We start from the raw sequence: 15,360 nt of genomic DNA on the forward strand, positions 1-15,360 counted from the left end.
GCGATGTGGACGACTGCTGTCGACCCTATCCGGGTCGGGCGTCCGTCGCGGTACGGACCTGAGACTCTCAGATGCCGACCTTGATGCGCGTGAAGCGCTTCAGGGTGACACCGGCCTCGTCCAGAACCTTCTGGACCGACTTCTTCTGGTCGAGCGCGTACGGCTGGCCGAGCAGCGTGGCGTCCTTGAAGAAGCCGTTCAGACGACCCTCGACGATCTTGCCGATCGCGGCCTCGGGCTTGCCCTCGGCGCGGGTGGTCTCCTCGGCGATACGGCGCTCGGACTCGACGACGTCGGCCGGCACGTCCTCCTTGGAGAGGTACTTCGGCGCGAAGGCGGCGATGTGCTGGGCGACGCCCTTGGCGACCTCGGCGTTGGGCTTGTCGAGCTCGACGAGGACACCGATCTGCGGGGGCAGGTCGGGCATCGTGCGGTGCATGTACGCGGTCACGAAGCCGTCGGAGAACTGAGCGAAGCGGTCCAGGACGATCTTCTCGCCGAGGTTGGCGTTGGCCTCGTCCACGTACGCCTGGACGGTCTTGCCGGGCTCGATCTCGGAGGCCAGCAGGGCCTCGAGGTCGGCCGGGGAGGTCTTGGCGACGTGCTTGGCGATGGCCTTGGCCACGGCCTGGAACTTGTCGCCCTTGGCGACGAAGTCCGTCTCGCACTTCAGCTCGACGAGGACACCGGAGGAGTTGTCGTCGGCGATGATCGAGACCACGGCACCGTTCTCGGCGGAGCGGCCCTCACGCTTGGCGACGCCCTTCTGGCCCTTGATGCGCAGCGCTTCGACGGCCTTCTCGACGTTGCCCTCGGCCTCGTCCAGCGCCTTCTTGCAGTCCATCATGCCGGCGCCGGTGAGCTCGCGGAGCTTCTTGACGTCGGCGGCGGTGTAGTTCGCCATGAGTCTGTGAATCTTTCTCGAAGTCTGGAAGATCGAAGATCAGGGGGCCTGCGAGTCCCATGGGGCGGGGATCGCTGACGCACCGCTGACCCACGGGTGAACGGCGGGAGCGGTTTTCATGTCCCCGCTCCCGCCGTCAACGCTGACGCTGACGGGTCAGGCCTGCTCGCCCTCGGCGGCCGGAGCGGCCTCGGCCGGCTTCTCAGCCTCGGCGGCCGGAGCGGCCTCGGCGGCCGGAGCGGCCTCGGCCGGCTTCTCGGCCTCGGCGGCCGGAGCGGCGGCGCCCTCCGCGTTCTCGGCGTCCGCCTTCTTCTCACCCTCGAGCAGGTCGCGCTCCCACTCGGCGAGCGGCTCGCCCGCGGCCTTCTCGCCCTTGCCCTCACCGGCGCCGGAACGGGCGATGAGGCCCTCGGCGACGGCGTCGGCGATCACGCGGGTGAGCAGGGTGACGGAGCGGATCGCGTCGTCGTTGCCCGGGATCTTGTAGTCGACCTCGTCGGGGTCACAGTTGGTGTCGAGGATGGCGACGACCGGGATGTTGAGCTTGCGGGCCTCGCCGACCGCGATGTGCTCCTTCTTGGTGTCCACGATCCAGACGGCGCTCGGCACCTTCTGCATCTCGCGGATACCACCGAGGGTCTTCTCCAGCTTGGTCTTCTCGCGGGAGAGGACCAGGAGCTCCTTCTTCGTCAGACCGGAGGACGCGACGTCCTCGAAGTCGATCTGCTCGAGCTCCTTCAGGCGCTGCAGGCGCTTGTAGACGGTCGAGAAGTTGGTGAGCATGCCGCCCAGCCAGCGCTGGTTGACGTAGGGCATGCCGACGCGGGTGGCCTGCTCGGCGATGGCCTCCTGCGCCTGCTTCTTCGTACCGACGAACATGACCGTGCCGCCGTGGGCGACGGTCTCCTTGACGAACTCGTAGGCGCGGTCGATGTACGACAGCGACTGGAGCAGGTCGATGATGTAGATGCCGTTGCGCTCGGTGAAGATGAAGCGCTTCATCTTCGGGTTCCAACGGCGGGTCTGGTGACCGAAGTGGACGCCGCTCTCCAGCAGCTCCCGCATCGTGACGACGGCCATGGCCGTACTCTCCTTGAGTTTCTCGGTTGTGCCGCGGATGCCGGACGGCTTCCGCGCCTGACGCCCGCGGTGCGCCGTGCCACGAGGGACCGAGGGGCGCTGACACCGACCGTTGCCGGCCCGGATGTCGGGGCGTGCGAAGTCAACCCGGTGACCCGGGTCGCCATCAGAAGTGTACGGGACCCGGGAGGCGCCGGGTGACGCCGCTGTCCACAACCGGCGAGTTGTCCACAGGCCCCGGCAGGGTCCGGCGGGGGTGCGGGACGGTGGGCGCATGTTTCGGATGCGTGCGATGCGGGGTGCGGGTGCCTGGCTGGGGCTGGTGGCGGGGGTTGTGGCGGCGCTGCTGGCCTCGGTGGCGTGGGCGGGCGGTGCGGGTGGTGGCGGGCCGGTTCCGCCGGTCGGCGTGGGCTCGGGAGAAGAGAACGCGTCGGTGCCGGCCGTGGGCCGGGCGTGGCCGGTGGGGGTACGTCCGCCGGTACTACGGGGCTGGGAGCCGCCGGCGACGGTCTACGGACCCGGGCACCGGGGCGTGGACCTCGGCGCGCCGCCGGGCGCTCCCGTACGGGCCGTGGCGGCGGGGCGGGTGTTCTTCGTGGGCCCGGTGGCCGGGAGAGGCGTGGTGTCGATCGAGCTGACGGGCACGGGAGACCCACCCCTGCGGACGACGTACGAGCCGGTGAGCGCGTCGGTGCGGAAGGGCGGGCAGGTGGCCGCGGGCGAGATCATCGGCACGGCGGAGGCGACGGGGTCGCACTGCGGGGGTGCGTGCATCCACTGGGGCCTGCTGCGCGGCAAGACCTACCTGAACCCCCTTCTGCTGCTCCCACCGTGGCTACTGAACGGCCCGACAAGACTGCTCCCGGTACTGGGGGTGCCGTTGCCGCCGTAGCTCTGCGGGCAGTCGTCGTGCCGCCTGGCCGGGGGTGGGGCGCTTGCCCGCGCTTGGCGGGGTGCCGCTGCGCCCACCCGTGCCGCCTGGGGGTCCCCCTGCTCGAAGAACTTGGGGGAGGCACGACTGCCCGCGGCTGAGGGGTGGCCTCAGCCGCACACCCCACGCAGAGCCATCCCCACTGTGGCCTCCGCGATCTGCTCAGGGTCCTCCGCGGCGCCCAGCTCAATCCTCCGCACGGCCGCGTCCACCACCCCCTGCACCAGCATCGCCGCGAGGCGGGGCTGCTCGTGTCCCAGCTCTCCCAGCGCCTCGACGATCATGGCGACAAGCCCCCCGTGGGCGGCCCGGATCTTCTCCCGCGCGCCGGCGTCGAGCTCACTGGCGGAGATCGCCACGACGGCCCGGTGCCGCCGGTCCCCCACCAGCTCCAGCTGCTTGCGGACGTACGCCTCGACCTTGGCCTCCGGCCCGTCGGCGGCCGCCATGGCCGCCGAGACCTCCGCGGCCCACACCGGGAAGTCGACCTCGCACAGCTCCTCGACCACGGCGGCCCGTGACCGGAAATACTCGTACACCGACGACCGCGCGAGCCCCGTCCGCTCGGCCAGGGCCGGGAAGGTCAGCGCCTCCGTCCCACCCTCGGACAGCAGGGTCCGTGCCGCGTCCATCAGGGCGGCTCGCTGCATCGACCGGTGCTCGGCCACGGAGGCCGCTCGAATCCTTGGCACGTCAACCACTGTACGGACGCGCCCCCCGCCACGGGACACACTCCGCCCGGGTCAGCGCCCGAAGCTCGCCAGCTTGGCGCGCAGCTGCAGCACCGACTTGGTGTGGATCTGGCTGACCCGGCTCTCGGTCACCCCGAGCACGTTGCCGATCTCGGCCAGCGTGAGGCCTTCGTAGTAGTACAGCGTGACGACGGTCTTCTCCCGGTCGGGCAGCGTGTTGATCGCCCGGGCCAGGAACCGGCGCAGCTCCCGGTCCTCGGCCACCTCCACCGGGTTGTCGGCCGCGGTGTCCTCCAGGGTGTCCATGAGGCTCAGCCGGTCCCCGCCCTCACCGCCGACGTGCAGCAGCTCCTCCAGCGCCACCACGTTGGCCAGCGACAACTGACTGAAGACGGCGTGCAGTTCGTCCACCGGGATGCCCATCTCGGCGGCCACCTCGCCCTCGGACGGGGTGCGCCGCAGCCGAGCCTCCAGGGTCGCGTAGGCCCGCTCGACGTTGCGCGCCTTCTGCCGCACCGACCGGGGGATCCAGTCCAGCGCCCGCAGCTCGTCGATCATCGCGCCCCGGATCCGGGTGATCGCGTAGGTCTCGAACTTGATCTCCCGGTCGATGTCGAACTTCTCGATCGCGTCGATGAGCCCGAAGACCCCGGAGGAGACGAAGTCGGCCTGCTCCACGTTGGGCGGCAGGCCGACACTCACCCGGCCGGCGACGTACTTGACGAGCGGCGAGTAGTGCAGGATCAGCTGCTCCCGCAGCCGGTCGTCCCCCGTCGCCTTGTACGACCGCCACAGCTCGTCGAGCGTCGAGGGAGCGGGCGGCCGCACGCTGCCACCGTCACGGGCGGCTGGGGGGATCGCCGCCCGGTCGGGTCCGGAGGTGTGCTGGGGCATTCGTCGCCTTGTGCCGTTCTGCCGTGGGGTGCGGGCGTCTGGGTGAGCTGTCGGTCGGGGTCGTCTCTCTGGTCGGAACCACGTGAGCGTAGCGTGACTGGAGTGTCGCGGTGCGCGAACGGCGGGGCGCGAAGCGTGCGCAGATTCGTTCCTCTGTGCGCCCCGCCGGGTCACACACCTCACCCTCGGTGACCGGGGAAACGCCCAACTGCGGGAATCCCCAGAGCAGTCCGTGATTCCCCCGGACGGCCGAACACGCTCGGTCAGCATCCGTCCCGGCCCGCCCGGGCCGATACCACCGCCCGGCGTGTCAACTTCCATCCCTCGCCGAGCCGTTCGACGTAACCGAGCGATCGGAGTTCGTACAGCCTCGCGATCACGTCGTCCGGGGTCGTCCGGGCACCGCGGGCGATCTCGGCCGGTGTCGCCGCGCCGCGGGCGGGCAGCGCGGCCAGGACCTGCCGGGCGTCGGGTTCCAGCAGGTCGCGCGGGAGTACGGGGCCGCGCCGGTCGGGGGCGAGTTCACCCATGGCGCCGACCAGCTCGACGACTTCCGCGACGTCGGTGACCAGTGTGGCCCCGTCACGCAGGAGTTCGTGGACGCCGGCGGAGAGCGCGCTGGTGGCCGGGCCGGGCACCCCCATGGTGTGGCGGCCCAGCCGCTGCGCCGCCCGCGCGGTGACCAGCGATCCGCTGCGGTAGGCGGCCTCGACGACCACGGTGCCCCGGGTGAGCGCCGCGATGACCCGGTTGCGGACGATGAACCTGCTCGGTGTCGGGTGGTCACCGGGCGGCAGCTCTCCGACGACCAGGCCCTGCTGCGCGATCCTGGTGATCAACTCGGTGTGTCCGCGCGGGTAGGGCCGGTCGACGCCGCAGGCCAGGACGGCGACGGTGGCACCGCCTGCGCCGAGCGCGCCGCGGTGGGCGGCGCCGTCGACTCCGTAGGCTCCGCCGGAGACCACCACCCAGCCGTGCTCGGCGAGGCCGGCGGCGAGGGTGGCGGCCATGTGGGCGCCGTACTGGGTGCAGGCGCGGGCGCCGACGACGGCGACCGAGCGCAGCGCCCATATCCGCAGGCTGGGCCGGCCGCGTACCCACAGTCCCGTGGGGCGGGCGTCGCCGAGGTCGTCGAGCTGGGCGGGCCACTCGATGTCGCCGGGGCGCACGAACCGCACCCCGGTCTCGTGTGCGAGGGCGAGGTCCCGTTCGGGTTCGGTCCGGGCCGCCCGCGCGCACAGTCCCGCCCACCGCTTGTCCGACACCCCGGCGAACCGCGGTGCCCCGTCCCGCAGCCGCCGGGCCACCTCCTCGGCCCCGAGTTCCCGCAGCCACCGCCCGCCGACCTCGTCCCCGGGCTCGAGGACCCGGCTGAGGAAGACCCGGGCGAGCAGTTCGCGGTCGGGTCCGGCCGGGGTGCTCATGCCGGCGCCCCGATGGCCATGGGCACTCCGCGCGGCACTCCGGTGCGCAGTTGCAGTGCCAGGGCGACGTCCGTGGCGTCGGGCCGGTCGTGGCCGACGAGGTCGGCGACCGTCCAGGCGACCCGCAGGACGCGGTCGAGGCCGCGGGCGGTGAGGACACCGCGCTCCAGGCTGCGCTCGGCCTCCTCCATCGCGCCGGCGGCCGCGTGCCAGCGGCTGCGCAGCTCGCGGCCGGGAACTTCGCTGTTGGTGCGCCACGGCGTGCCCGCGAGTCGCGCCGCCGCGCGTTCCCGGGCGGCCCGCACCCGGCCGGCGACCGTCGCCGTGGCCTCGCCGCGGGCACCGCGCCGGGCGAGCTCGGAGCGGGTGACCGGGTCGACCTCGACCCGCAGGTCGACCCGGTCGAGCAGCGGGCCGGACAGCCGGGCCTGGTAGCGGCGGATCGCCGAGGGCGGACACTCGCACAGGCTGTCCCGCTGCGAGAAGCGGCCGCAGGGGCACGGGTTGGCGGCCAGGACCATCAGGAACCTGGCCGGGAACCGCACGACTCCGGCGCTGCGGGCGATCACCACATGGCCCGCCTCCAGGGGCTGGCGCAGGGCGTCGAGGGCGTGGCTGCTGAACTCGGGAGTCTCGTCCAGGAAGAGCACGCCCCGGTGGGCGAGGGAGACGGCGCCGGGCCGTGCCATGCCGGGGCCGCCGCCGACGAGGGCCTGCATGGTGGCCGAGTGGTGCGGGGCGCAGTAGGGGGCGAGGTCGATCAGCGGCTTGCCCGGCGGCAGGAGTCCGGCCACCGAGTGGATCGCCGTGACCTCCAGGGACTCCTCCCGGGCGAGCCTGGGCAGGACCGCGGGCAGCCGCTCGGCGAGCATGGTCTTGCCCGCGCCGGGCGGCCCTTCGAGGAACAGGTGGTGTCCGCCGGCCGCGGCGACCTCCACCGCCGTCCGGGCGGAGAGCTGACCCACGACGTCGGCGAGGTCGTGTTCCTGGTCGTGCTGGGCGGCGCCCGCGCTGTGCATGCCGGCGGCCGCGCCCGTGCCGGGCACGCGCAGGCCGGCGAGGAGGGGATCGGGGCGGCCGTGTTCGTCCGGGTGCTCCTCGGGGACCGGTTCGTCGGTCAGCACGGCGATCAGCTGCCGCAGGCTGCGGATGCCGAGCACGGAGACGCCCGGCACCAGCGCGGCCTCGGCGGCGGCGCACTCGGGCACGACCACCTGCTCGTATCCGGCGTCCGCTGCGGCCAGCACCGCCGGGAGGATGCCCCGGACGGGCCGGACCCGGCCGTCCAGGCCGAGTTCGCCGATCATGACGATGTCAGTGAGCACCCCGGGGTCGATCCGCTCGGCGGCGCCGAGCACCGCACAGGCCACGGCCAGGTCGAAGCCACTGCCGGCCTTGGGCACCGAGGCCGGGCTGAGGCCCACCGTGAGTTTCTTCTGCGGCCATTCACCACCGGAGTTGACCACCGCCGCCCGCACCCGGTCGCGGCTCTCGGTCAGGCTCTTGTCCGGCAGCCCCACCAGGGTGAACGCGGCGACGCCCGGTTCGAGGTCGGCCTGGACCTCGACGACCACGCCTTCGACGCCGACGAGGGCCACGGAGCACGTACGCGCGAATCCCATCAGGCCGCCCCCCGCACGTGCTCGACGACGGGCGCGCCGCGCCGGGGCAGCAGGACGCCGACCACGTCGATGCGGACGCCTCCGGGTGGCGCCCCTCCGTGGGACTGGATCCAGCGTTCGGCGAGGCCACGCAGCCGCTCCGCCTTCTCCGGGGTGACCGCGGCCATCGGGTGCTCGAAGAGACCCTCCCTGCGGGTCTTCACCTCGCAGACGACCAGGACGTCGCCGTCCCGGGCCACGATGTCGATCTCGCCGGTCCTGCCGCAGCGCCAGTTGCGCTCCAGGACCGTCATGCCGGCCTGGGTCAGCCGGCGGGCGGCCAAACCCTCTCCGTACCTGCCGAGTGCGCTGCGTGCCTGATGGGTCTTCATGTCGGCACCACCTCCGGCGCCAACAGTCACGCATCCGCACCGACCGAGTGGATCTTGGTGGGTTACTCGCCGGTTGTGGACAACTCAGTCACTCACACGAGCGACACAGAGCGACGACAACCGGCCGTTCTCACCCGCCGGGCAGCTCCAGGTCGGTCTTGTTCAACTCCTCAATGTTCACGTCCTTGAACGTCAGGACGCGTACCTGCTTCACGAACCGGGCCGGCCGGTACATGTCCCACACCCAGGCGTCGGCCATCGACACCTCGAAGAACACCTCACCCTGGACCGAGTGGACCTGCATCTCGTAGTCATTGGTGAGGTAGAAGCGCCGCTCGGTCTCGATCACGTATTTGAACAGACCGACGACATCGCGGTACTCCCGGTAGAGCTTGAGCTCCATCTCGGTCTCGTACTTTTCGAGGTCCTCGGCGCTCATGGCATGTTCCCCTTCAGCCGTGCGGTCCCACCATTGTGCGCCAGTCCCGTCCGCCGCTAGACAATCTCCGTGTCCAGCACCACGGGCCCGGCCGGGGGGCCTTCGTCGAGCAGTGCGCGCAGCAGCTCGGCGAGTCTGGTCGGATACACCGTCTCATGTGCCCGGATCAGTTCCTGACACGTCCACCAGCGCGCTCCGGCGACACTGCGCCGCTCCAGCTCGGTCAGGGCCGTGGCTGCGGTCGCCGTCCGGTCCGTACGGGCCAGGTAGTACCACTCGTCCTGGTCCCAGCGTCGGCCCGCGAACGGGAACGAGCACCTGCGGCGCCACAGCACCGGGCCGAGCTCGACCTCGGTGATGCCGGTCTCCTCCGCGAGTTCCCTCAGGGCCGCCTCTTCGTGCGTCTCGGCGCCCTCCAGACCGCCGCCGGGCGTGAACCACCAGTCGTCGGCCGGGTCGTCCGGCTCGTGGCCGTGCAGCAGCAGGATGCGGTCCTCGGGGTCGAGCAGGACCACCCGCGCCACCTTGCGCGGTCCGCCCTCGAGCGCGTCCGCCGCCTCAGCGGGCACCGGCGGGCTCCGTCCGGGCGCGGGCGCGCGAGCCGCCCAGCAGCTTGGCGATCGGACCGTATGCGGCACCGGCGAGGACGAGGACGGCACCGACGACGATCATCAGGACCATCGTGCGCAGCGGGCCCGGCTGGGACAGGGCGCCGAGCGTCCCGAAGCCGGTGGGGCGCTCCAGCATGCCGTTCATCGGCCACACCACGGCGTCGACCCGGGCGCTCACGGCGTCGCGCGAGACGGTGCCCTCGGCCGCGTCCGTCAGGTGGGCGGTGGAGTCCAGGGAGCCATGGCGCTCGTCGCCGAGCAGGAACAGCCGGCCCTGCGGCACCTCCACCTCCGGGAAGCCGCCGGTCTCGGCGACGCCGCCCTTCAGGTACGGCTCGTCGATCTGCTTGCCGTTGACGGTCAGCTTGCCCTGCTTGCAGCAGGAGACCGTGTCGCCGCCGACGGCGACCACACGCTTGACCACGGGCGCGTTCTGCACCCACGTCCTGTCACGGAAGACGACGACGTCACCGCGGCGCACCTCGCCGCCGTCCACGCGCTGGGCCAGCACCCGGGCGCCCATGCCGATGGTCGGGGCCATCGAACTGGTGGGCACCGTGTACGGCCGGTAGACCACCGCTGCCCACGCGAATCCACCGAGGAACAGCACCAGGCCCAGCGCCACGGCAAGGCCGGACAGCCGCTGTCCGGCCTTGCCGCCCGCCGGACCCCTGCCTGCGCCGCCGCCGCGCGGGACCGTACGCGTCGTGCTCTCGCCACCCATGGACCCGCACCCTACCCGGCGGTACCGAGAGGGGGCAGCCCCTCTTTCCCGGCCACCGCCGGGGTCTTCACGAGGGTTTCACGACGGACCCGCCGAGGACGGCGCCCCGGTGGCTCAGCGGCTCCCCGTGGCCGTCGTCGCGGTCCCCGTAGCGGCCTGGACCTTCGCGGCCCGCCTGCGCCGCCACAGCGCCACCGGCACGACCGCGGTCAGGGCCATGCCGTGGGGGGCCACCGTCAGGGCGCCCGCCGCCGAGGGCTGCGACCCGATGCCCGGCTGATCGAAGGTGTCCGGAACGGGCAGGGTGCCCCAGCGGTTGATCGGCCAGGCCTTGACGACGGCACGGCCGACCACCTCCTCGGCCGGGACCATGCCGTGGTTCTTGTCGCGCTGGTTGTAGCGCGAGTCCCGCGAGTTCTGCCGGTGGTCGCCCATGACCCAGATGAATCCCTCGGGCACCTTCACCCTGAACTGGCCGCCCTCGGAGTCGACGGAGCACGGCGTGTTGCCCGGATAGACGTACGGCTCGTTCAGCGCGTGGCCGTTGACCAGCAGCGGGCCGGTGTTCCTGCACTCGACGGTGTCGCCGCCCACGCCGATGACACGCTTGATGAGGTCCTTCTCCTCCGCGGACGGCATCAGGCCGATCCAGCTGAGCACCGTCTGCAGCGCGTTGGGCCTGGGCGTCGGCTCGCCGGACAACCAGTCGTCCGGGTCGTGGAAGACGACGACCTCACCGCGCTCGGGCTGGGAGCCGAACCACGGGGTCAGCTTGTCGACCAGGACACGGTCGCCCCGCTGCAGGGTGTTCTGCATCGAGTCCGAAGGGATCGAGAACGCCTGTACGAGGAAGGTCTTGATCAGCAGCGCCAGCACCAGCGCGATACCGATCAGGATGGGCAGCTCCTTCCAGAAGGAGCGCGGCTTCGCCCCCTGCGGGCTGCTGCCGCCGCTCCCCCGGTTGCCGCCGCGCCTGTGCTCCGTCACTGTGCCGTCCTCGGCTGTTTCGCTCTCACTCCCGGAGGTCACGGCGCTGTCCGCAGCCCGGTTCGCTGCTTCCACGGGGTGTCCGCGGTGCTCCTCGCCGTCGTGTCCGGACCGTGCGCCAACCGCCACATCCCCCACGCCAACTCCTTACTCCGTGCCGCCGCCCACGCCGTGCCCGGCGCAGGCCCACCACTCCCATAACGAGCGGGAGTTCCGCAGGGCTCGGGAGCTGAACCGATCCGTTCGGACCGTCTTGGGCAACCCTATGCGACACCCGGGGAGCGGCGGTCGACCCAGCCGTCGAGTCGGACACCGTTGAGAACGTTTTTGGTTCTTCCAGCATGGACCAGTGGCCGATGGGCCAGCCGATCACCATGGCACGCCCCACCACGGAGTCCTCCGGGACCGTGCCGCCGTACGCGGTGTCCTGGTGGGCGCGCGAGTCGGCGGAGTTGGCCCGGTGGTCGCCCATCACCCACAGCCGGCCCTGGGGGACGGTGATGTCGAACGGGGTGTTGGAGGGGGCGTTGCCCGGATAGAGGTAGTCTCCCTCGTTCAGGGGAACGCCGTTGACGGTCACCCTGCCCTGCGCGTCGCAGCACTTGACGTGGTCCCCGCCGACGCCGACGACCCGCTTGATGAGGTCCTTCTCGTCGTCGGAGGGCAGCAGGCCGATGAAGGTGAGGCCCTGCTTGACCTGTTTGACGACGACGGGGTCGTCCTTCTTGACGGTCTGCTCGCCGGCCAGCCAGCCGCCCGGGTCGTGGAAGACGACGACGTCCCCGCGCTGCGGCTTGGATCCGAACCACGGGGTGAACTTGTCGACCAGGACCCGGTCGCCGATCTGGATGGTCTGCTCCATGGAGCCCGACGGGATCACGAAGGCCTGCACGAGGAAGGTCTTCAGCACCAGGGCTATGAGCACGGCGACGCCGACGAGGAGCGGTATCTCCCGGACCGCGGAGCGCCTGCGCCTGCGCTTGACCTTGCGCTGCAGCTTGCGCCGCTCCGCGCGCGTACGGCCGCCGGCCGGACTGGCGGCGCGCCGCGCCCCGGTGGGCAGGAGGTTGTCGGCGGCGCTGGCGGAGACGCCGCGCGGTCTGCCGCGGTTACCCATGGGCGCCGTCCGCGGGGTCGGCGGCGGGCACGCGCGCGTAGGCGTCGGGGCGGTGCAGGCGGGCCCAGCGGCCGAAGGGCCAGACGATCCAGTCGGCCCGGCCGACCACGCCGCCGACCGGGATCATGCCGCCGCCCGGCGAGCCCAGGTGGTCGCGGGAGTCGCTGGAGGCGCCGCGGTGGTCGCCGAGGACGAACAGGGTGCCGTCGGGCACGACGACGTCGAACGGCACTGCGGAGGGGCGGTCGCCGGGGTAGAGGAACGTCGACTCGTCGACCGACCGGCCGTTCACCCGGATCCTCCCGTCCTTGTCGCAGCAGACCACGCGGTCTCCCCCTACACCCACAACGCGTTTGATGTAGTCGGCGTCCCCGAAGTACCCGGTTCCGTCGAACACGACGACATCGCCGCGCCGCGGCGCGGCACCGAAACGGTACGCCAACTTGTTTACGGCAACGCGGTCCCCGATCCTCAATCCCTGCTCCATGGAGCCGCTCGGAATCTGGAACGGTTGCACCACAAACGTGTTGAGAAGCAGCAAAAAGACCAGGCAGATCAGCGCGGTCAGGGCGATCCGCCCACCGGGGAGCCACTCGGTGATCCGCGCCACCAACGCCGAACGCGACCGGTCCTCCGGCCCCCGCGTGTCCGGAGCCTGCTCGGCTTCGGCATCGGAGGGGCGGGAGGAGCGGTCGCGCTCCGTCGGCTGTGCTTCGGTGTCCATCGGGGCCGAATGGTATCCGGCCCCGCTCTGAACCCCGCGAGGCACTCAGCTCTCGCGCTTCTCCTTGATCTTCGCGGCCTTGCCGCGCAGCTCACGCAGGTAGTACAGCTTGGCGCGGCGCACGTCGCCCCTGGTGACCAGCTCGATCTTCTCGACGATCGGGGTGTGCACCGGGAAGGTGCGCTCGACGCCGACGGAGAAGGAGACCTTGCGGACGGTGAAGGTCTCGCGCACGCCGGAGCCCTGGCGGCGGATCACCACGCCCTTGAACTGCTGCACACGGGAGCGGTTGCCCTCGATGACGCGGACGTGGACGTTGACGGTGTCACCCGGGCGGAAGGCCGGGATGTCCTCGCGGAGCGACGCGGCGTCGACGGTGTCGAGCAGGTGAGACATTTCGTCTGCTTTCTTCGCTGATGCCACAGGTCATCAACGGGAACTAGATGGTCGGGATCGACGCTGTGCGGGTCGGGACGGACGTCGTGTCCCCCTGTGGCAGGGGCGCACGCCGGACGGCGCACAGCAGCGGCCTATTCTTCCACGCCCTCGGTCCTACGCCAAAATCTGCCGTACGGCTCGCCGTCGGGGTCCGGCGCCCAGCCCAGGATGGACAGCATCTCGCGGTCCTTCTTGTCGAAGACCTTGGGATCGCAGCACTCGATGAGGTCGGGCCGGCCGGCCGTCGTACGCCTGAGGGCCTCGTCGCGGCGCCAGCGGGCGATCTTCCCGTGGTGGCCGCTGAGCAGCACCTCGGGAATGCCGCGGCCGCGCCAGAGGGGCGGCTTGGTGTAGACGGGGCCCTCCAGGAGGTTGGCCATGGTGCCGGGCGCGAAGGAGTCGTCGCGGTGGGACTCGGCGTTGCCCAGCACGCCGGGCAGCAACCGCGCCACGGCCTCGGTGACGACCAGGACGGCCGCCTCCCCGCCGGCGAGGACGTAGTCGCCGATGGACACCTCGTGGACCGGCATCCGGGTGGCGTACTCGTCCATGACCCGGCGGTCGATGCCCTCGTAGCGGGCGGGCATGAAGATCAGCCAGGGGCGCTCGGAGAGCTCGACGGCGAACTCCTGGGTGAACGGACGGCCGCTGGGCGTGGGGACGATGAGCGCGGGCGCGTGGGAGCCGGTCTCGTAGCCGTCGGCGAGAACGGAGTCGAGGGCGTCGCCCCAGGGCTCGGTCTTCATCACCATGCCGGGGCCGCCGCCGTAGGGCGTGTCGTCGACCGTGTGGTGCCGGTCGTACGTCCACGCGCGCAGATCGTGCACGTGCACGTTCAGCTGTCCACGCGCGCGTGCCTTGCCGACGAGGGAGACGTTCAGCGGTTCCAGGTACTCGGGGAAGATCGTGACGACGTCGAGCCTCATGCGCTGTCGTCCCTGGACGAGGCCACCTCTGCGCGGTCGTCGATCAGGCCCGGCGGCGGGGCGATGACTGCCCGCTGCTCCTCCAGGTCGATCTCGGTGACGATCTCCTCGACGAAGGGGATCATCACCTCGCTGCCGTCCGGGCGCTCGACGATGAACAGGTCCTGGGAGGGCAGGTGGGAGATCTCGGTGATCCGGCCGACCTCCACGCCGTCCTCGGTGACGACGTCGAGGTCGATCAGCTGGTGGTCGTAGTACTCGTCCTCGCCCTCGGGAAGCTCCTCCGGGTCGACCTCCGCGATCAGGAGGGTGTTGCGGAGGGCCTCGGCGGCGTTGCGGTCGCTCACGCCCTCGAAGCGCAGGAGCAGGCGGCCGCTGTGCACGCGGCCCGTCTCGATGGTCAGCGGTCCGGCCGTTGCCGGGTCGGTGGCCAGTACGGCGCCGGGGGCGAGTCTGAGTTCCGGCTCGTCGGTACGTACCTCCACGGTGACCTCGCCCTTGATGCCGTGGGCGCGGCCGATCCGTGCGACTACCAGCTGCACTTGTGAAGATCTCCTGTCGTAACGACTGCGGGCCGGGGACGGCCCAGTGGCCCTCCCCGGCCCGAGCCGGTTGCGATAAGCGTCAGCGGACGTGGTCCACGTCGACGAGGTCGACACGGACCCCTCGACCGCCGATGGCGCCCACGACGGTGCGCAGGGCGCGTGCGGTACGGCCGTTGCGGCCGATCACCTTGCCGAGGTCGTCGGGGTGGACCCGGACCTCGAGCACGCGTCCGCGGCGCAGGTTGCGCGAGGCGACCTGCACATCGTCAGGGTTGTCGACGATGCCCTTCACGAGGTGCTCAAGCGCCTCTTCGAGCATGCTGCTCAGGCCTCGGTCGACTCGGACTCGGCGGCGGCCTCGTCCTTCTTCTCAGCCTTCTTCTTCCGGGTGATCGCCTCACCCTTGGCCTCGTCGTCCCCACCGAGGGCCTCGAACGACGGACGCGCGGCCTTCTCCTCCGGCTGCAGCAGCGGAGCAGGGGCGGGCTCGCCCTTGAACTTCTGCCAGTCGCCGGTCTTCTTCAGGATGGCGAGCACGGGCTCGGTCGGCTGGGCGCCGACGGAGAGCCAGTACGCCACGCGCTCGGCGTTGACCTCGATACGCGAGGGGTTCTGCACCGGGTGGTACAGGCCGATCTCCTCGATCGCCCGGCCGTCACGGCGGGTGCGGGAGTCGGCGACGACGATGCGGTAGTGAGGCGAACGGATCTTGCCCAGACGCTTCAGCTTGATCTTGACTGCCACGGGAGTGGGTTCTCCTGGAATTGACGTGGTTGGGCACGGCGGAGACGCCGCGTGGGGTTGCGGTACCCGAGGTGCCCGATGGACGCGTCAGCCGGAGGAGAGAGGGGTCCTGTGCGGCTGTCGAGTACAGCTAGCCATTGTGCCATACCCTGTGGGGCCCTTTCCGCGGAGGGTGGGGTGAGCTGTA

Annotated in this window: 19 protein-coding genes; 1 reads left to right on the forward strand and 18 read right to left on the reverse strand. The window is 71.3% G+C overall.

Annotated elements, in window-relative coordinates; all coding sequences use genetic code 11:
• Positions 1 to 67: 67 nt before the first annotated feature.
• Together tsf and rpsB are read right to left on the reverse strand one after the other, a co-directional pair.
• A complete protein-coding gene (gene tsf / locus ACX25U_RS10140) occupies positions 68 to 904 on the reverse strand; it encodes a translation elongation factor Ts (protein WP_454390762.1) in 837 nt (278 codons plus the stop codon).
• A gap of 156 nt (positions 905 to 1,060) precedes the next feature.
• The gene (gene rpsB, locus ACX25U_RS10145; RefSeq protein ID WP_454390764.1) at positions 1,061 to 1,984 is read right to left on the reverse strand and encodes a 30S ribosomal protein S2; all 924 of its coding nucleotides are present in this window, start codon (positions 1,982 to 1,984) and stop codon (positions 1,061 to 1,063) included.
• Between the two features lie 274 nt (positions 1,985 to 2,258).
• On the opposite strand from rpsB, the gene ACX25U_RS10150 reads away from it, so the two are divergent.
• A complete protein-coding gene (locus ACX25U_RS10150) occupies positions 2,259 to 2,876 on the forward strand; it encodes a murein hydrolase activator EnvC family protein (protein ID WP_454390766.1) in 618 nt (205 codons plus the stop codon).
• A gap of 149 nt (positions 2,877 to 3,025) precedes the next feature.
• Here ACX25U_RS10150 and ACX25U_RS10155 read toward each other — a convergent pair whose 3' ends face one another.
• The 16 genes from ACX25U_RS10155 to rpsP all read right to left on the reverse strand — a co-directional run bounded on the left by ACX25U_RS10155 (position 3,026) and on the right by rpsP (position 15,173).
• A complete protein-coding gene (locus ACX25U_RS10155; RefSeq protein ID WP_454394192.1) occupies positions 3,026 to 3,583 on the reverse strand; it encodes a TetR/AcrR family transcriptional regulator in 558 nt (185 codons plus the stop codon).
• A 75-nt stretch (positions 3,584 to 3,658) separates the two neighbouring features.
• Positions 3,659 to 4,501 carry an RNA polymerase sigma factor WhiG gene (gene whiG, locus ACX25U_RS10160; RefSeq protein WP_454390768.1) on the reverse strand — a complete coding sequence of 281 codons (843 nt, stop codon included), beginning with the start codon at positions 4,499 to 4,501 and terminating at the stop codon, positions 3,659 to 3,661.
• A gap of 263 nt (positions 4,502 to 4,764) precedes the next feature.
• Complete coding sequence (gene dprA / locus ACX25U_RS10165; RefSeq protein ID WP_454390770.1) at positions 4,765 to 5,925, reverse strand: DNA-processing protein DprA; 1,161 nt, start codon at positions 5,923 to 5,925, stop codon at positions 4,765 to 4,767.
• Positions 5,922 to 7,547 (reverse strand): YifB family Mg chelatase-like AAA ATPase, encoded by a 1,626-nt coding sequence (locus tag ACX25U_RS10170; RefSeq protein WP_454390772.1) that lies wholly within the window; start codon positions 7,545 to 7,547, stop codon positions 5,922 to 5,924. The genes dprA and ACX25U_RS10170 overlap by 4 nt, the downstream gene beginning before the upstream one ends.
• Complete coding sequence (locus tag ACX25U_RS10175; RefSeq protein ID WP_454390774.1) at positions 7,547 to 7,918, reverse strand: YraN family protein; 372 nt, start codon at positions 7,916 to 7,918, stop codon at positions 7,547 to 7,549. Before ACX25U_RS10175 ends, ACX25U_RS10170 begins: the two co-directional genes overlap by 1 nt.
• A 130-nt stretch (positions 7,919 to 8,048) precedes the next feature.
• Positions 8,049 to 8,357, reverse strand: a complete 309-nt coding sequence (locus ACX25U_RS10180) for a DUF2469 domain-containing protein (RefSeq protein ID WP_008745401.1) — start codon at positions 8,355 to 8,357, stop codon at positions 8,049 to 8,051.
• Positions 8,358 to 8,413: 56 nt separating this feature from the next.
• Positions 8,414 to 8,926 carry an NUDIX hydrolase gene (locus ACX25U_RS10185; RefSeq protein ID WP_454390776.1) on the reverse strand — a complete coding sequence of 171 codons (513 nt, stop codon included), beginning with the start codon at positions 8,924 to 8,926 and terminating at the stop codon, positions 8,414 to 8,416.
• The gene (gene lepB, locus ACX25U_RS10190) at positions 8,916 to 9,692 is read right to left on the reverse strand and encodes a signal peptidase I (RefSeq protein WP_454390778.1); all 777 of its coding nucleotides are present in this window, start codon (positions 9,690 to 9,692) and stop codon (positions 8,916 to 8,918) included. The genes ACX25U_RS10185 and lepB (ACX25U_RS10190) overlap by 11 nt, the downstream gene beginning before the upstream one ends.
• A gap of 114 nt (positions 9,693 to 9,806) precedes the next feature.
• Positions 9,807 to 10,817: a signal peptidase I gene (gene lepB, locus ACX25U_RS10195; protein WP_454390780.1), complete on the reverse strand. Its 1,011-nt coding sequence runs from the start codon at positions 10,815 to 10,817 to the stop codon at positions 9,807 to 9,809.
• On the reverse strand, positions 10,705 to 11,796 hold the full coding sequence (gene lepB, locus ACX25U_RS10200) for a signal peptidase I (RefSeq protein ID WP_454390782.1): 1,092 nt from the start codon (positions 11,794 to 11,796) through the stop codon (positions 10,705 to 10,707). The genes lepB (ACX25U_RS10195) and lepB (ACX25U_RS10200) overlap by 113 nt, the downstream gene beginning before the upstream one ends.
• Complete coding sequence (gene lepB / locus ACX25U_RS10205) at positions 11,789 to 12,520, reverse strand: signal peptidase I (protein WP_454390784.1); 732 nt, start codon at positions 12,518 to 12,520, stop codon at positions 11,789 to 11,791. The genes lepB (ACX25U_RS10200) and lepB (ACX25U_RS10205) overlap by 8 nt, the downstream gene beginning before the upstream one ends.
• A gap of 45 nt (positions 12,521 to 12,565) precedes the next feature.
• The gene (rplS, locus tag ACX25U_RS10210) at positions 12,566 to 12,916 is read right to left on the reverse strand and encodes a 50S ribosomal protein L19 (RefSeq protein ID WP_454390786.1); all 351 of its coding nucleotides are present in this window, start codon (positions 12,914 to 12,916) and stop codon (positions 12,566 to 12,568) included.
• A gap of 134 nt (positions 12,917 to 13,050) precedes the next feature.
• Entirely contained in the window at positions 13,051 to 13,884 is an 834-nt protein-coding gene (gene trmD, locus ACX25U_RS10215) for a tRNA (guanosine(37)-N1)-methyltransferase TrmD (RefSeq protein WP_454390788.1), read from the reverse strand.
• Complete coding sequence (gene rimM, locus ACX25U_RS10220; RefSeq protein WP_454390790.1) at positions 13,881 to 14,426, reverse strand: ribosome maturation factor RimM; 546 nt, start codon at positions 14,424 to 14,426, stop codon at positions 13,881 to 13,883. The genes trmD and rimM overlap by 4 nt, the downstream gene beginning before the upstream one ends.
• Before the next feature lie 82 nt (positions 14,427 to 14,508).
• Positions 14,509 to 14,748, reverse strand: coding sequence for an RNA-binding protein (locus ACX25U_RS10225; protein WP_003973401.1), 240 nt, complete (start codon positions 14,746 to 14,748; stop codon positions 14,509 to 14,511).
• Positions 14,749 to 14,753: 5 nt separating this feature from the next.
• Positions 14,754 to 15,173 carry a 30S ribosomal protein S16 gene (rpsP, locus tag ACX25U_RS10230; RefSeq protein WP_454390792.1) on the reverse strand — a complete coding sequence of 140 codons (420 nt, stop codon included), beginning with the start codon at positions 15,171 to 15,173 and terminating at the stop codon, positions 14,754 to 14,756.
• Between the last annotated feature and the right edge of the window lie 187 nt (positions 15,174 to 15,360).

This window comes from Streptomyces sp. JNUCC 63 (assembly GCF_054366325.1).